Here is a 16,680-nt window from a genome sequence, read left to right as displayed (position 1 = left end):
CAAAGAGAGCTTACTCATCTTCTACAGTCTGGATAAGATGTTGTCGAATCACGTCGGCGCGTAAAAATGCCAAGTCATAACTGGCGGTCGCCAGTGCAAGCACACGATGCTCAAATTCTTGCCAAATCGGTTTGACTTGTTCGGCTAGGATGCCTAAACCACTTTCTTCACTCAAGTTTTTATTCTTTTCACACACTTTTAATGCGTGGTATAGCTTGCGTCCTTTTGATGCATCTGAGCGTAAACGCACTCGTTTAGACAAAACAAACGCTTCCACCTGCTGTACATCTGCAAAAGGCAACATTGGGACTAAAATTTGATCGAGTTGCGCATCTAAACGCTGCCAGACTGAGCTATGCTGCTCAGCCGTGTAGGTATTCCACTGAATCACTTCATGATTAAAGCGACGACAACCACGACACACAGAATCACCAAATACCGTTGAACAACGCCCTGCACATGGGGTCAAAGAGGCAATTCGACGATCTGTACTCAAAACATACTCCTGTTAATAAACGCACCAAAACAAAACGGATTTTGTCTTTGGCAACTGAATATACACGCTCACCTACCACTTGAGAAGCCATTTAAAATGTTTACTTATCTCGCATCTTGATTCAATTCCATGTAAAATGTGCGCCTTAAAATTATCTATCAAAATACATTGGAGTACTCCATGAACGCTACTGTAGAACAGCTTGCACCTGTAGAACAGCAAGCGACGACTGGTTGGGTTGTTGCCGCACTTTATCAATTCAAAGAAGTTCAAGATCCTGCTGATCTTCAACAACGTCTTTTAGACTTGGTAAAAACCATCAACCTATGTGGTACTCTGATTGTAGCGGGCGAAGGCATTAATGGTACGGTTGCAGGCGATCGTGCCGCGATCGATATGATTCATCAATTCCTTCTGAATGAAGGTTTTAACGAAATGGAATACAAAGAGTCTGACAGTGCAGACAAACCATTTCGTAAAATGAAGATTAAACTTAAAAAAGAGATCGTGACTTTAGGCGTTGAAGTAAAGCCACGTGATTTAGTCGGTCACTACCTTGACCCGAAAGAATGGAATGACCTGATTGCTCGTGATGACGTCATTTTGATTGATACCCGTAATGACTATGAATACAAAGCTGGAACATTTAAAGGTGCTATTGACCCGAAAACAGAAAGCTTCCGCGAATTTCCAGAATACGTTAAACAAAACCTTGAACAGCACAAAGATAAAAAAATTGCGATGTTCTGTACAGGTGGTATCCGCTGTGAAAAATCGACCTCTCTTCTCCTTCAAGAAGGTTTCAACGAGGTTTATCACTTAAAAGGCGGCATCTTAAAATACTTAGAAGAAACCCCTGCTGAACAAAGTATGTGGGAAGGTGAATGTTTCGTTTTTGATGGCCGTACTGCAGTCACTCATGGTGTTGAAGAAGGCCTTAACATTAAGTGTCATGCTTGTGGTTGGCCACTTCTTCCTGCTGAAGCAGAAGAAGCTAGCTATGAACATGGTGTGTCATGCAAATACTGTATCGACAACACCACAGAAAAACAAAAAGAAGGCTTCCGTATGCGCCAGTCACAAATTGCTGCGGCTAAACGTAAACGCCTTTAAAATCATTCAGATGATTTAAGTCAAGAATAAGCCCTCATTTGAGGGCTTATTCTTTTATGCAGTTCGCATTTTTTAAAAATATTTAACAATTTTGTCACAACATTGAACTCAATCTGAGTCATACTGTATAAATAATAAGCTAAAGTGGTGTCCTGAAGGTCTCCACATAACAATAAAAATGACATGCCTAAACGACGAAAATAGGATGATTGCCATGCATAAAATAATCATGCCACGCCATCGCACACTGATTCGCAATGCCGCAGCAAACCGTATCGAGCAATATCACAGTACCAGCTTCAACCAAATCAAAGCCAAGCTTGAACAGCGCACGCATTTATTTATCGTGGTTTTGGGCATGTTGATTGGTTCAAGTATCGCGCTCGGCATTGGTTACCATCTAAGCTCAAATCTTTTAAATTATACATTGCTCAGCTTAATCCCAGTTGCGCTGGCCTATAGCTTACGTAAAGTCTATATTCACACGCTAACCCATACCCGTTTCGATGAATAGAAAACAATACATTTCAATTCTTTACCCACATGCGATAAGTCCTTAAGATAACTTATCGCATTTATTTTTATGGTCTATATGAACCTCACTGCATGGATCATCTCCGTCATGGAACAATTGGGTTATTGGGGAATAGCCTTACTCATGTTTCTTGATAATGTTTTTCCGCCCATTCCTTCTGAAATTATCATGCCTTCGGCAGGTTATGCCGCATCACAAGGCGAGTTGGTTTTAATTGGGGTCATTATTGCAGGATGTATTGGTTCACTCTTTGCCGCAGCAGTGCTGTATTGGATCGGCTATCAATTTAAACAAGAGTACATTTTCAGATGGGTCGACCGCTATGGTAAATATCTATTTATCAAATCCGCCGATGTGAAAAAATCCTTAGATTGGTTTGAGCAGTATGGTCACCGTATTGTATTTTTTGGTCGTATGATTCCTGCGGTACGTTCACTGATTAGCATCCCTGCGGGGATGAGCCGTATGCCCTTTTGGAAGTTCATGTTTTATAGTGGACTCGGCACAATTATTTGGACAACATTTTTAGCAACAGTCGGTTATTACTTTGGTGAAAACCAAGCACTGATGCATCAAATTTTTAGCAAAGTCGGTTATGTCATTATTGCCATTGTCGCTGTGATTATCCTTTGGTTTTTATATCGCAGGCATTTGCGTAAAACACGCAGCTAATTTATTTTGGGGAAATACATGAAACACTATTTACTGCATTTTGCGGCGGTATATAGCATTGCTTTGGTGCTGTTAATCACCGTACTGGTCTTTGGTTTAAACCTTGGCGGTTTAACCTTAATTCCGACCTTAGTGGCTTGTGCACTGATTAGTGTCAGACACTTCGTAAAAAAAGAACACCGTGTTCCAAATAATCATGAAAAAATACAACTGGTTTGGAGTTCAAGTGCTGTCGCAATTATCGTCGGTAGTTTCTTTGTGCTGTTTTTAGTGCTGATGAATCCCAATGCTGAAGCCATTATGAAATCAGTCGATAATGCCGGCATTGGACTTACCGCTGTCGTTATGCTGTGTATGGTCGCGATTCATGGCGCTATTTTTCATATTGCCTATGGTTGGTACGCAGACTATTGTTTTAAAAAGTTGCCATAAAAAAGCACCTCGTTTGAGGTGTTTTTTATGCTCGATAGATAGCGATCACATGCGCACGTGATTAGTGCTTTTGAGCGGAAAGTGCCATTAACTTTGTTTGGCTAGCTCTCATTTCTTCAATCAACCAATCCTTAAAAATGACTTTATGCGGATCATCCTCAAAAGGAGATGCGGAAAGTAAATAATAAGCGGAGCCATCTTGCACAATCGGGGTAAGCATATCTAACATTTGAAAATCGAGCTCTTTTTCAACCATATAAGCTGAAACCACTGTTGCCCCCAACCCTTCTAAAGAGGCCTCTATGCACAAAACAACTGAGTCATCGGCGCTAAATGCTTATGACGCGATACATATACCATATGCTCATCTGCTATTTTTTCGCTATAAATGGCCTTGCCCCAGTCAAAATCATTGCGCCTTAAGGCCAAGTCGATGTTTTGCGCTTTAAAATCCGCTTCTCCACCCGCTGTTAACAAACTGATGTCAATCTCAGGATAACGTAGCTTAAATTGAACTAAACGCGGAATCAGCCATTTCATGGCGATGGTCGGCTCACAGGATAAGATTAAGCTCTTCTTCTCATTCTTCTTTTCTTTTGCCATCTGTACGAGACATTGGTCAATCTGAGGAAAGACCTGCTCACAACAATCAAACAGTGTTAGACCATCCCCCGTCAGCTGTAACTTTTTGCCGTCGCGAATAAATAAACGACGTCCCAGCGCCTCTTCCAAATTTTTTAACTGCTTACTGACCGCCCCTTGAGTGACAAAGAGTTTTTCAGCAGCGATGGTTACACTGTCATAGAGGGCAACATAATAAAAAAAGTTAAGAGAATTCAGTGATAAGCGCTCAATCATTCCAAAAACTCATCAAAAGGAAAGAATTAAAATCGATTTTCACTATAGCAAATATATGAAAAATATATAAATCCTTTAATTCAACCCGAACAAGGATCAATGAGTGAATGAAATTATAGCGATTGCAATCATCACCCTACTTGCAGTCATCAGTCCCGGTGCTGACTTCGCTTTGGTCAGCCGAAATAGTTATCTATATGGGCGTAAACAAGGGATCTATACCGCATATGGTATTGCTTGTGCTGTATGGATACACATTAGCTATAGTGTACTAGGGCTCAGTTTTTTAAAGCACTACATTCCGAACCTATTGCATATCATTCAGTATATTGGTGCGCTGTACCTGATGTATATCGGGTACAAAACATTTACCCAACAGCAAATTAGTGACCATGTCACCCATGCTTTACTGCATCCACGGCAAGCATTTACACAAGGCTTTCTTGGCAACAGCTTAAATCCCAAAACTACGCTATTTGTGATGAGTATCTTTGCACAGTTGTTGCGAGGCAATCATGGTCTGATGCATTTAATCGGTTATGGCATGTTTATCTCGGCCAGTCATCTGCTGTGGTTTTTGCTCATTTCACTATTCTGCTCTACCCCAGTGATCCGAAATAAAATTTTACGCAAACAAGTGAGTATTAACCGTGTCACCGGTACCGTACTCGCAACTTTAGGACTTTGCTTATTTCTCACAAACTAAGCATGAGTGATACCTGCGTTTAGACCCTAAAATTTGGGCATAAAAAAACGTCCTCTAGGGACGTTTTTTTATTTGCTTGCTAATGCCTGCGTCGCTGATGTCACGACGCAAGAACAATTATGCTGGCGTATGATACATGAGATAAAGTTCGTTTAAGTTCTCTGGAATTTCTTCTGCAAGCTCATCCATTAACTGACCGTTACGACGGAAAGTTTCCATTTGCGGATCTTCTTCATCAATCCCACTAAATACCATAATTGGTAAAGTAAGATCGACCAGTTGCTCTTCAAACTCAGGCGTGAACCATGCATCTTCATTGAGGAACATTGCATCGACAAAACCAACGCTCCAATCCCCTAGGCTTGACTCAACATCTGCCTCTTCAATTTCAAAAGGAAATTCAATCCCTTCTTCATTGGCAAGGTTTTGACGAATAGACTCAAGCCAAGCTTTCACTTGCGCGATGATCTCGGCAGGCACTTTCTTTTGATTATTATCAAAAAGTTCATCCAACCATTTTGCAAAAGTAGGACCAACTGCAATTGCACACAAGAAACCATGAGTCGCTGCAAAATCTAGACCATACTCATTTTGGTCACCATCTAGATATTCACTCAATAAGTCTAAATCTAAAGCACTCATTTCAAATCCAAATTCAGAAACTGATTAGGGCATTAGCATAGCATTTTCAGACACGATGCTACATCTGATTTTAGTCTTCTTCGTCGTCAAAATCGTCATCATCGTCGATGTCGTAATCAAAATCTTTAAGCTCACGTTCCAAACGGCGCTGTGCAAGAAGGTCATCAATCAGGCGACGTTTTTCTAATGATTCTTTCGCACTAATTTTACTTGATGACTCATCAAAATTAACATCATCATCAGCGTAGTTATCATCTAGTTCAAAATCTGTAGAAGACACTAAAACTACCTCATAGTGAAAAAATGTGAAGGGTCTTAGCCGCTATTTATATGGGTTCCAGAACCTTGTCAAGTTTTATTTGAATTTAGAGCAATTAATTTGATTTTTAGTCTTTATTTCTAACCAATTTTTATGGCATGATATAATCCACCCTGCGTCTTTGTAGTTTACGACTTTAAAATGGTCACATAAAATCCAAATTGTTCAGATTTCAAATTTGGGTTTTGAACTTGAGCACGCTCGGGATGAACTTGAAAACAACAAATTCACCCCCATCTAAATCACTGAATTTATATTTTTAATATTTTATCAGGCAGCTTTTGGCTGACTATCTCTGATGGAATACGCAGTTATTTACAAATAAGTTTATGAAGCGAATTGTGCCCAGATGCACAATTTTCCACTGCCACAGATTCAACGAAGAGTAAGCAAAGATGAGCGATATGACTTCCCCTACTTCACAAGTAGCGGCTCTGATTAGCCGAGGCAAAGAGCAAGGTTACCTAACTTACGCTGAGGTTAACGATCATCTCCCAGACTCGATCACTGAAAGCGAACAGATTGAAGACATTATTCAAATGCTTCAAGACGTCGGTATTCCTGTGCACGAACGTGCGCCTGAATCTGATGATGCAATGTTTGAGGGTGGTAATGAAGCTGCCGATGAAGTTGCTGAAGAAGAAGCCGCTGCTGTTCTTGCCTCTGTAGAAAATGAGCCTGGTCGTACCACAGACCCTGTCCGCATGTATATGCGTGAAATGGGTACTGTTGAACTGTTGACGCGCGAAGGCGAAATCAGTATTGCAAAACGTATTGAAGAAGGGATTCGTGACGTTCTTCACTCGATTGCTTACTGGCCAAATGCGGTTGAAGTGGTATTACAAGAATACAAAGATTATGAAGCGGGCGAACGTCGTCTTGCGGACATCCTTTCAGGTTATTTAGACCCTGAAACTGATGAAGCGATTCCAGAAGTCCTTGAAGAAGAGTCAGAAATTGATGAAGAAGACTCTTCAACCAAGTCTACCAAAGATGTGAAATTGGATGACGACGAGGAAGAAGAAGAGTCTGAAAGTGATGATGATTCTGAAGGTGAATCTGGCCCAGATCCTGAAATTGCCAAAGCGCGCTTTGACGAACTGACTGCGGCTTGGAAAAACACCCGAACCATCATCGAGAAACATGGTCGTTCAAGCAAAGAAGCAGAAGACGCTTTAGAGTCACTTGCAACTGTGTTTATGATGTTCAAATTTACACCACGTTTATTTGACATCATTTCAGAAATGATTCGTGGTACACATGAACAAATCCGTACCTCTGAACGTGAAGTAATGCGCTATGCAGTACGTCGTGGTCGTATGGATCGTACTCAATTCCGTACCTCTTTCCCAGGCCAAGAGTCCAACTTTGCTTGGTTAGATGAACAAATTGCGAAAGCTTCGCCAGACCAAAAAGGCTATCTTGAAAAAGTACGCCCTGACGTTTTAGCGTTCCAACAAAAAATTGCAGACATTGAAAAAGATTTGGGCCTTGATGTTAAAGGCATCAAAGAGATCTCAAAACGTATGGCTGTAGGCGAAGCGAAAGCACGCCGCGCGAAAAAAGAAATGGTTGAAGCAAACTTACGTTTGGTCATTTCGATTGCGAAAAAATACACCAACCGTGGCTTACAATTCTTGGACTTGATCCAAGAAGGTAACATTGGTTTGATGAAAGCGGTAGATAAGTTTGAATACCGTCGTGGTTATAAGTTCTCGACTTATGCAACGTGGTGGATTCGTCAGGCCATTACTCGTTCGATTGCCGACCAAGCACGTACCATTCGTATTCCAGTACACATGATCGAAACCATTAATAAGATCAACCGTGTATCACGCCAACTTCTGCAAGAAATGGGACGTGAACCAACACCTGAAGAACTCGGTGAACGTTTGGAAATGGACGAAGTCAAAGTGCGTAAAGTGCTGAAAATCGCCAAAGAACCAATTTCGATGGAAACACCGATTGGCGATGATGAAGATTCGCATTTGGGTGACTTCATTGAAGACAGCAACATCACTTCACCTGTCGATGCTGCAACATCTGAAGGCTTAAAAGAAGCAACTCGTGAAGTGCTTGAAAACTTGACTGAACGTGAAGCGAAAGTCTTGAAAATGCGTTTTGGTATCGACATGCCAACGGACCATACTTTGGAAGAAGTAGGTAAACAGTTTGACGTGACGCGCGAACGTATTCGTCAGATTGAAGCGAAAGCACTACGTAAATTACGTCACCCTTCTCGTTCTGAACACTTACGTTCATTCCTAGAAAACGACTAATTCATACCGATACATTGGAGACTTGAAATTTAATCTCGAGTCTCCATTAAGTATTTAAGAGCAACACCTAACGCCTGCAGTTTCGCAGGCGTTTGAAATAAGGGGGACTGACGCTCATGACTATGTTAGACCGTACACCATCACGTGAATTACAAGAACATCTTTGGGTATTCCCTATGGACTACCCGATCAAACTCATTGGCTTTGCCAGCACTGAGTTACATGTTGCAGTGGTTGAAATTTTAGTCAAACATTTCCCAGAATTTGATGGTGAATCGATCCAAGTCCAGCCATCACGCACAGGTAAATACCATTCTTTAACTGCTCAATTGCGTTTTGAAGAATTAGAACAAGTTCATCAACTGTATGCAGACCTTGCGGCTTGTCCGTTAATTAAAACGGCGCTGTAATTCAAATGATGTATCAATGAGACACGCTTACGAGCGTGTTTTTTTGTGCCTAAATTTTTGATCTATTGAATTCAGCTTATTCACTGAAGAAATCCCCCTACGCTCTAGATCTTTTCTTTATAATTTCAGACATACTTTTTGTTTTATAAGGACGCAAGTGCCGTGTCAGATGCCGTTCTCAAACCACAACTCATTATTCGCCAGTTTGATAATTTAACTTCATATGCTGACCGCTTTGTAGAAATGAAAGCACTGACTGAACAACGAGATGCAGACACACCAGATGAACTTTGGATTTTGCAACATCATGACGTGCTCACCCAAGGTCAAGCTGGAAAACCTGAACACATCCTCATGAGCAGCAACATTCCCGTGGTACAAACGGATCGCGGGGGGCAAGTCACTTGGCATGGTCCTGGTCAGTTGGTTGCCTATTTTATGTTTGACCTCAACCGACTTGGTTGGAACGTCCGCACCTTGGTGTCTTATGCTGAAAACCTAATGATTGAGTTACTCAAAAAATATGAGATTGAAGCCTATGCCAAACCTGATGCACCCGGCGTGTATGTCGATGGACGCAAGATTGGCTCATTGGGTTTTAAAATTCGTAAAGGCCGCAGTTATCACGGTTTGTCCTTAAATATTGATTGTGACTTATTTGGGTTTCACACCATTAATCCATGCGGCTATGCGGGCTTAGAAATGGTGCGTATCTCAGACCTCAAACCAGACTACCCGCACTTTGAAAACTTATGTGCCGACATTATTGAAACTTTACAGCACAGCGGTTACTTTAAAGAAGTTCAAGTACAGCATATATAAAGGCTTTGCTTTTCATGGAAAAATAAATTAGAGTATTTACTCTAAACTAATAATTATTTTTAGAAAGGACAACAGCGAGTGATTAACGTAAATTCAGTGAAACCCGCTCTGCAATTGACCTATGTCAAACTTATGATGGATGTGATTGGCCGAGGATTGGTCATGGCCAGCCAAGTCGATAGTGAAATTCAGCAAGAAGTTGCAAAATTTCCAGCCAATTTCACCTTATCGATGAATGTTTTTCCAAACGGCCCGGCTTTTTTAGCCAAAGTGACCGAAAACCATCAACTCGAACTACTCACTCCGGGAAGTTTAAAGGCAGATTTAACCATCACCTTTAAACATCTAAGCCACGCCTTTTTGGTGTTTTCATTTCAAGAAAGTACAGCACAAGCTTTTGCACACGACCGTATGATTGCAGATGGCGATATTTCGTATGCGATTCGCCTCGTACGCTGTCTGAATAAAATGGAATCCTTGATTTTACCGAAAATGATCGCTGAACTTGCCGTCAAAGAATACCCAACTGAATTGGGCTTAAAAGAAAAACTCACTGGTGCTGCAAATATTTATCTCAAAGTAGCCCAATCATATTTAAAACGGAGTGCATAACATGGCGAAGCCTTATTACGAATTTTTCTGTCCTGTAAAAGTGATCGCTGGTCATGCTGCTTTAGAACACATTCCGTTTGAACTGGCAACATTAGGCGCAACCCGACCTTTAATCATTACCGACAAAGGTGTTCGTGCCAACAATTTACTTGCACCCATTGAAGCGGCTTTTGAGTCTACCGATGCGGTGATTGGTGCAATTTTTGATGATGTTCCACCCGATTCGAGCTTAGAGACGGTGCGTAAAGCGGCCAATTTATATCGTGAACATCAGTGCGATGCAATTATTGCTGTCGGTGGCGGATCGGTGATTGACACCTCGAAAGCCACCAATATTTTGGTATCTGAAGGTGGTGATGACTTACTCAAATACTCTGGGGCACACAACCTACCTAAACCACTCAAACCCTTTTTTGTGATCCCTACCACGTCAGGTACAGGTTCTGAAGTTACCATGGTTGCCGTGGTGTCTGATCCAGAGAAAAATGTCAAACTGCCATTCGCATCGTACTATCTAATGCCGCATGCTGCGATTCTCGATCCACGCATGACCCAAACCCTGCCACCGCACTTAACTGCGATGACCGCAATGGATGCCATGACCCATGCCATCGAAGCCTATACATGCATGGCACACAATCCGATTTCAGATGCCTATGCTACGGCAGCAATTAAAAAAGTCAGCAATCATTTGTTTAATGTGCTGGATAATCCAAGTGATGCCAACGGCCGCTTAGAATTGGCTCAAGCTTCGACCATGGCTGGCATTGCATTTTCAAACTCGATGGTGGGCCTTGTACACTCACTTGGACATGCCTTAGGTGCAGTTGCACACTTGCCGCATGGACTATGCATGAACCTGTTTCTCCCTTATGTCCTTGAATTTAACAAGGAAGTGAATGGTGACAAGATTGCAGAGCTCTTGTTACCGCTTGCAGGGCCAGACATTTATGCGCAGACCCCTGCTCACTTACGTGCAGACAAAGCTATCAGCACATTACTCACCATGCGTGATCGCTTATTTACCCTAACCAAGTTACCCCGTACCTTGAGTGAAACAGGAAAAGTAACCTTAGAACAACTCGATGAGGTCGCAGAAAAGGCCCTCAACGATGGTTCAATCATTTACAACCCGAAAGAAGCCAGCTTAAAAGATTTAAAAGCAATTTTAGAAAAAGCTTGGTAATTCATAAAAAATCAGCCAATATAGCGACAATCTTAGCCTGATGCTTTTTTAAACATCGGGCTTTTATTTGCCATAAGGAATAATGCTTTCCTTATACCTATTGGCATAAAAACTGCTAAAAAATCTGAAAAAGTTACTGACAAAAGCGGCCAAATTAATGTAGATTGGCGCACTTTTGAAATTAAACACAGGGGGGATCGTTCGTCTCAAACGATCCTTATTAAACATGACTGATCCTTGATCAACGATTAAGAGGATAACGCCGTTGACTAATATTTCTGGGACTCAATCGGCAGCTAAACTGCAAAAAACGCTAGGTCTCTGGCACATCATTATTATTGGTTTAGCTTATATTCAACCAATGACATTATTTGATACTTTCGGTTTAGTATCAGAAGAAAGTCATTATCATGTGCCAACGTCATATATCATTGCTTTAATTGCAATTTTATTCACGTCGATCAGTTATGGTCACATGATTCGTCGCTACCCTTCCTCGGGTTCAGCCTATACCTATGCGCAAAAGTCCATCCATCCGAATGTCGGATTTATGGTCGGTTGGTCATCATGGTTAGACTATTTATTGTCTCCAATGGTCAACATCATTCTTGCCGTGATTTACCTTGAAGCCTTATTCCCTGATGTAAACCATTGGGTCTGGGTGGTTGGTTTAACTGCATTTATGACCGCGGTCAACTTACGTGGTGCACGCTTCGTTGCAAACTTTAATGGTTTGATCGTTTTTGTACAGTTAGGTGTGATTGCTTACTTCACGTGGATGGTTTACAGCTTACTTGCTGGTGGCGTCAACGCAGATGGTACTTTGGTCAATGCAAAATATCAGTTATGGAGTTTAGAGCCATTCTGGAATGAGCTTACTTCACTGGGTGCCCTGATTACAGGTGCGACTTTGCTGTGCTTCTCATTCACAGGTTTTGACTCGCTCAGCTCGCTGGCAGAAGAAACAAAAGATACCGAGAAAACTCTACCTAAAGCGATTTTCTTAACGGCACTCTTGGCTGGTGTGATTTTTATTATCAGCACCTACTTCATGCAGATTTACTTCCCGAACGATCCAAAGACTTACTTTGAAGATGTTGCTGCAACACAGCCTGACATTTTACAAGCCGTCGGTGGTGTTGCGTTTAAAACGGTGGTGCTGTACTTCGCAATTGTAACTGTTATGGCATCGGGTATTTCGGCACATGCAGGCGTTTCACGCTTAATGTATGTGATGGGCCGCGATGGCGTGATTAACAAGAAGATTTTTGGTCACATTAGTCCGAAAAGCTTCACACCGTCTTATAACATTCTCATTGTAGGTGCTGTGGCATTAACCGCTGGCTTCATGGACTTAGACATCGTCATTTCGATGATCAGCTTCGGTGCATTAACTGCATTTACCTTTGTAAACTTATCGGTGATTTCAAGATATGCACTGCGTGATGGCCGCACAAAGAATATTAAAGATATCTTGAGCTTTGTGATAATTCCAATGTGTGGATTCCTCAGTATCTTTGCCATGTGGCTAGAGATTGAAGAAACCGCGTTGAAATTCGGTTTATGGTGGGCAATGTTTGGTATTTTATACTTAGGTTATAAAACCAAAGGCTTTAAGCAACCTGCACCACAACATAATGAATTTGACGATCCGCTCTAATCTTTCATTCAAAAAGAAAAAGACGCCAAGTGCGTCTTTTTCTTTTTTAAACTAGAGCTAAAAAACTAGCCCTTAAATTGTTTAGTCATTTTAGCAATACGTTGTGCATAGGCTTTTGTGGTTTCGAGATCCCCGGCTGGGATTTCATCCGTACTTGCATCCGATGGTGATTGAACCAACAAACCTACAGAACCACCCAAATTATTTACATCTTGACGGGTTGCCGCTTTACTGTTGGCAGGCAATAAGCCCAAGCTTACCCAAATACCGCCATGCTGCGATGCAAGTGTTTGCAGTTGAATTAAGGTCACTTGCTTATCACCATTTAAGCTTGCACTATTGGTAAAGCCACCGAAAATTTTATCTTGCCATGCACGAGTAAACCATTTTTTTGAAGATGCATCGGCAAACTTTTTAAATTGCCACGGTGCAGTACCCATATAAGTTGGTGCACCAAATACAATTGCATCAGATTGATCCAATGTCTGCCAATTTTGCTCTGAAATGTCGCCATTTGGGTCAATCTCCACCAAATTTGCACCAATTTCTTGCGCAAAAGTTTGTGCAATCACTTTGGTATGTCCATAGCCTGAATAAAAAACCACTGAAATATTCGACATTTTAGTTTCCTCTTTTGAATTAGTTGATTGGCATTGCTTCGTCAAGCATGACGCTGCGTAAACCATTAAAAATAAATAGTATGAAATATCTTAAACACTGGCCTGATCGGGCTTGAGCTTCACATAACTTGCAACTTCAGCGCTTAGACCCTGCTTCAACTGCTGGGTCTTTTCACCGACCAAAACTTCATAAGCATTTTGCTCGATGCCTTGAAAGACTTCTTGGGCTACTGTTTCTGACGCAATCTTTGGAATAGGTAATGAACGAGTCAGATCGGTGTCAATAAAACCCACATGCACCCCCATGACCTGAATATTAAATTGAGACAACCACTGACGACTTGAGTTGGTATAGGACCATGCTGCTGCCTTAGAAATGGCATAACTGGTCAAAACAGTGCTTGGCTCCCAAGATACATCCGAGAGAATATTGACCACATAAGCCTGTTGGTTCTTTTGCAAGATCGGAACAAAAATTTGCGTCACCCACATCAAACCCAATAAATTGGTTTCCAAAATCTTTTGCGTAGTCGTGATAATACTGGCATCGACAGGATGTTCATTCAAAAGCTCAATGCCCGCGTTATTCACAAGAATTGTGGTATCTGCGCATTGTTCTGCTGCCTGCTGAATAGATGCTTTGTCATTTACATCCAGTTGAATCGGGGTAAGACCTTCTTCCTGAAAGCTCCCAATCTGGCGCATACCCACATAGATCTTTTTAGCGCCCTGACGACGTGCCTCCCGAGCCATGGCAAGTCCTAAGCCACGATTCCCACCCGTAATAAAAACAACAGCCTCTGAAACTTTCATTATGTGATCCATCCAATTGCCAGTATCTTGCGAAAGCGTAGTCTGATGACAGCGCTGCATTAAGTCTGTATTCATGATACACTTATGAAACTTAGTATCAATTAGTTACCACTTAGTAACTGGTCTGTTTGATTGTTTCAAATGAAGATAGAACGTAAAAGGAGCATGATTAGAAATGAATAAGCCAATGAAATTTAATATTTTTCATCCAGATTGTCCTGCTCGTCTTTTTTTTGAAAAATTTGCAGACAAGTGGATTTTATTGATTGTGTATACGCTGGATCAAGAGTCACAGCACTTTAATGAGCTTAAGAAAAATGTTTTAGGTATTTCACCTAAAGTACTGTCACAAAAATTAAAGATCTTAGAGCGCGATGGTTTTTTGACGCGAACCATTCATGAAGACAATGTGATTCGAGTGGAATATGCGTTAACTGAAATTGGCAAAGACTTTGCTCAAAATGCCTATCAAATGAAAGATTGGGTCGAAGCCAATATGCTTAAAGTTTTAAAATCCAGAGCTGGATTCGATCAAAAGCTAGAAAAAACAGAGCCCGCTTAAGCGGGCTCTGTCACAGTAATTTGATTAGGCTAAAGGCTTAAAACCCTGCTGACGCCATGCTTCATACACAATCACGGCTGTCGCATTGGATAAGTTCAAACTGCGCGAGTTTTCAGCCATGGGCAAACGAATCCAATGCTCTTTTGGAAACAACATACGAACCTGTTCAGGCAGACCACGTGTCTCAGGTCCCATGAGTAAAGCCACAGGGCGATTCAAATCCGAAGTATGCGGTGTTTCCGTTCCTTTGGTGGTTAGAGGATAAATCGCGTTTATATCGACACCTTTTTCAGCTAAATTTGCTAAACACTCATCGAATGTTTCCCAAATTTGCATGCGCGCCCACTCGTGGTAGTCCAAACCTGCACGTTTGAGTTTTTTATCATCCAGCTCAAAGCCAAGTGGCTTAACCAAATGCAGCTGCGCTCCAGTATTGGCACATAAACGAATGATATTCCCTGTGTTTGCAGGAATTTCGGGCTCGTATAAAACAACATGGATCACAGCTTTTCTCTACTCTTTCAATATGGCAAAAGTTAATCTTGCCACTGTAATTGTTCACGCAAACTCACTACATCACCAATGATGGTCAATGTAGGCGCTTGAATATGATTTTCTTCAACTTTTGATGCGATATCCGCTAAGGTCCCGACCAACACTTTTTGTTCTAGCGTGGTACCTTTCGAGATCAAAGCAACGGGCATATCTGGACGCTGGCCATGCTCAATTAACTTTTCACAAATTTTTTCTAAACCAACCAAGCCCATGTACAGCACAAGCGTTTGATTCTGATAGACCAACTCATCCCACGGTAACTCAGGCGAACCTTCTTTTAAATGTCCGGTAAGGAAACGCACGCTTTGTGCATAATCGCGATGTGTCAGAGGAATGCCTGCATAAGCCGAACAACCCGAAGCGGCAGTAATCCCCGGCACTACTTGAAATGGTACACCTGCAGCAAAAAGCTCTTGGATTTCTTCACCACCACGACCAAAGATGAAAGGATCACCACCTTTTAAACGGCAAACACGTTGACCTTTTGAGGCATATTCCACTAGTAAGGCATTAATGCCTTCTTGCGGAACAGCATGGTTAGAACGGGCTTTACCCACATAAATTTTTGTTGCATCTCGGCGACAGAGTTCCATAATCGCAGGGGAAACCAAACGATCATAAATCACCACATCGGCTTGTTGCATCAAACGCAGTGCTTTAAGGGTCAGCAACTCAGGATCACCTGGACCTGCACCAACCAAATACACTTCACCTTTCGGGGTTTTCCACTCTGCCAGTGCTTGCTCGATTAAACTATCTGCTTCTGTCAGATTGTCATGAAAAACTTGTTCTTTCAGTGGACTTGCATATAGATCTTCCCAGAAAACACGGCGCTCGTCAGGATTAGAAATCTTCGCTTTCACCGCTGCACGCCATTTTCCTGAAAATTCAGCCAGCTTACCCATCCCATGTGGAATACTGGTTTCAAGCTGGGTTCGAATTTGGCGAGATAACACGGGGGATGTACCATTGCTGGCCACTGAAATCACCAAAGGCGAACGATCGACAATGGCAGGAACCATAAAACGACAATGTGGTGGATCATCAACACTGTTGACCAGTATTTTCAGCGCTTCACAGTCCTCAAAGACTTGAGTATTCACCGCATAATCATCTGTTGCAGCAATCACTAAACGGTAGTCATTGAGTTGAATCTGCGCAGGATATAGCGCTTGGATATATTGCCCTTGGCTTTCTTCAACCAGTTGCAATAAATTTGCATCAATATCAGGAGCAATGACATGAATCAGCGCTCCTGCTTTATGTAACAACACTGCCTTACGGTAAGCAATATGCCCACCACCGACAATCAGACAAGGTTGCTGTTGCAACTTTAAAGAGATTGGAAAAATATCCACACACGACCTCAATGAGTTTTATCTGACTGT

The 16,680-nt window shown here is 41.8% G+C and carries 19 protein-coding genes and 1 pseudogene; 12 read left to right on the top strand and 8 right to left on the bottom strand.

Annotated elements, in window-relative coordinates; translation table 11 throughout:
• Positions 1-10: 10 nt before the first annotated feature.
• Entirely contained in the window at positions 11-496 is a 486-nt protein-coding gene (locus AC5EUN_RS03320) for a DUF1289 domain-containing protein (protein ID WP_010327314.1), read from the bottom strand.
• 180 nt (positions 497-676) lie between these two features.
• Here AC5EUN_RS03320 and trhO point away from each other — a divergent pair, with 180 nt between their 5' ends.
• From trhO to AC5EUN_RS03300, 4 genes are all read left to right on the top strand, one after another.
• Positions 677-1,609 carry an oxygen-dependent tRNA uridine(34) hydroxylase TrhO gene (gene trhO, locus AC5EUN_RS03315; RefSeq protein ID WP_010327315.1) on the top strand — a complete coding sequence of 311 codons (933 nt, stop codon included), beginning with the start codon at positions 677-679 and terminating at the stop codon, positions 1,607-1,609.
• A 214-nt stretch (positions 1,610-1,823) separates the two neighbouring features.
• Positions 1,824-2,123 (top strand): hypothetical protein, encoded by a 300-nt coding sequence (locus AC5EUN_RS03310; RefSeq protein WP_010327316.1) that lies wholly within the window; start codon positions 1,824-1,826, stop codon positions 2,121-2,123.
• A gap of 78 nt (positions 2,124-2,201) precedes the next feature.
• On the top strand, positions 2,202-2,816 hold the full coding sequence (locus tag AC5EUN_RS03305; RefSeq protein ID WP_026056455.1) for a DedA family protein: 615 nt from the start codon (positions 2,202-2,204) through the stop codon (positions 2,814-2,816).
• Positions 2,817-2,834: 18 nt separating this feature from the next.
• Positions 2,835-3,248, top strand: a complete 414-nt coding sequence (locus tag AC5EUN_RS03300) for an ABZJ_00895 family protein (RefSeq protein WP_010327317.1) — start codon at positions 2,835-2,837, stop codon at positions 3,246-3,248.
• 61 nt (positions 3,249-3,309) lie between these two features.
• Here the strand turns inward: AC5EUN_RS03300 and AC5EUN_RS03295 are convergent.
• Positions 3,310-4,106, bottom strand: a pseudogene (locus tag AC5EUN_RS03295) (LysR family transcriptional regulator).
• 103 nt (positions 4,107-4,209) lie between these two features.
• Here AC5EUN_RS03295 and AC5EUN_RS03290 point away from each other — a divergent pair.
• Entirely contained in the window at positions 4,210-4,812 is a 603-nt protein-coding gene (locus AC5EUN_RS03290) for a LysE family translocator (protein WP_010327318.1), read from the top strand.
• Positions 4,813-4,929: 117 nt separating this feature from the next.
• Here AC5EUN_RS03290 and AC5EUN_RS03285 read toward each other — a convergent pair whose 3' ends face one another.
• Positions 4,930-5,454, bottom strand: coding sequence for a YecA/YgfB family protein (locus AC5EUN_RS03285; RefSeq protein WP_004695482.1), 525 nt, complete (start codon positions 5,452-5,454; stop codon positions 4,930-4,932).
• A 70-nt stretch (positions 5,455-5,524) separates the two neighbouring features.
• Complete coding sequence (locus tag AC5EUN_RS03280; protein ID WP_004982817.1) at positions 5,525-5,734, bottom strand: PA3496 family putative envelope integrity protein; 210 nt, start codon at positions 5,732-5,734, stop codon at positions 5,525-5,527.
• Positions 5,735-6,168: 434 nt separating this feature from the next.
• Here AC5EUN_RS03280 and rpoD point away from each other — a divergent pair, with 434 nt between their 5' ends.
• The 6 genes from rpoD (at position 6,169) to AC5EUN_RS03250 (ending at position 12,742) form a co-directional block, all read left to right on the top strand.
• The gene (rpoD, locus tag AC5EUN_RS03275) at positions 6,169-8,052 is read left to right on the top strand and encodes an RNA polymerase sigma factor RpoD (RefSeq protein WP_010327320.1); all 1,884 of its coding nucleotides are present in this window, start codon (positions 6,169-6,171) and stop codon (positions 8,050-8,052) included.
• Positions 8,053-8,174: 122 nt separating this feature from the next.
• Entirely contained in the window at positions 8,175-8,462 is a 288-nt protein-coding gene (locus AC5EUN_RS03270; RefSeq protein ID WP_010327321.1) for a YbeD family protein, read from the top strand.
• Positions 8,463-8,624: 162 nt separating this feature from the next.
• Positions 8,625-9,284: a lipoyl(octanoyl) transferase LipB gene (lipB, locus tag AC5EUN_RS03265; RefSeq protein ID WP_010327322.1), complete on the top strand. Its 660-nt coding sequence runs from the start codon at positions 8,625-8,627 to the stop codon at positions 9,282-9,284.
• A gap of 132 nt (positions 9,285-9,416) precedes the next feature.
• A complete protein-coding gene (locus AC5EUN_RS03260; protein ID WP_171518820.1) occupies positions 9,417-9,896 on the top strand; it encodes a hypothetical protein in 480 nt (159 codons plus the stop codon).
• Between the two features lies 1 nt (position 9,897).
• Positions 9,898-11,082 (top strand): iron-containing alcohol dehydrogenase, encoded by a 1,185-nt coding sequence (locus AC5EUN_RS03255; protein WP_010327324.1) that lies wholly within the window; start codon positions 9,898-9,900, stop codon positions 11,080-11,082.
• 265 nt (positions 11,083-11,347) lie between these two features.
• Positions 11,348-12,742, top strand: coding sequence for an APC family permease (locus tag AC5EUN_RS03250; RefSeq protein ID WP_010327325.1), 1,395 nt, complete (start codon positions 11,348-11,350; stop codon positions 12,740-12,742).
• 65 nt (positions 12,743-12,807) lie between these two features.
• Here AC5EUN_RS03250 and AC5EUN_RS03245 read toward each other — a convergent pair whose 3' ends face one another.
• Together AC5EUN_RS03245 and AC5EUN_RS03240 are read right to left on the bottom strand one after the other, a co-directional pair.
• A complete protein-coding gene (locus tag AC5EUN_RS03245; RefSeq protein ID WP_010327326.1) occupies positions 12,808-13,362 on the bottom strand; it encodes a flavodoxin family protein in 555 nt (184 codons plus the stop codon).
• Between the two features lie 90 nt (positions 13,363-13,452).
• Positions 13,453-14,235 carry an SDR family NAD(P)-dependent oxidoreductase gene (locus AC5EUN_RS03240; protein WP_050796979.1) on the bottom strand — a complete coding sequence of 261 codons (783 nt, stop codon included), beginning with the start codon at positions 14,233-14,235 and terminating at the stop codon, positions 13,453-13,455.
• Positions 14,236-14,350: 115 nt separating this feature from the next.
• On the opposite strand from AC5EUN_RS03240, the gene AC5EUN_RS03235 reads away from it, so the two are divergent.
• A complete protein-coding gene (locus AC5EUN_RS03235) occupies positions 14,351-14,737 on the top strand; it encodes a winged helix-turn-helix transcriptional regulator (RefSeq protein WP_004695464.1) in 387 nt (128 codons plus the stop codon).
• Positions 14,738-14,761: 24 nt separating this feature from the next.
• Here the strand turns inward: AC5EUN_RS03235 and AC5EUN_RS03230 are convergent, their stop codons facing one another.
• The gene (locus AC5EUN_RS03230) at positions 14,762-15,241 is read right to left on the bottom strand and encodes a tRNA (cytidine(34)-2'-O)-methyltransferase (protein ID WP_010327328.1); all 480 of its coding nucleotides are present in this window, start codon (positions 15,239-15,241) and stop codon (positions 14,762-14,764) included.
• Between the two features lie 32 nt (positions 15,242-15,273).
• Positions 15,274-16,650, bottom strand: coding sequence for a siroheme synthase CysG (cysG, locus tag AC5EUN_RS03225; RefSeq protein ID WP_010327329.1), 1,377 nt, complete (start codon positions 16,648-16,650; stop codon positions 15,274-15,276).
• Between the last annotated feature and the right edge of the window lie 30 nt (positions 16,651-16,680).

The organism is Acinetobacter sp. CAU_H_S170_2, from assembly GCF_058890445.1.
This window is presented reverse-complemented; position numbering and strand designations above follow the sequence as displayed.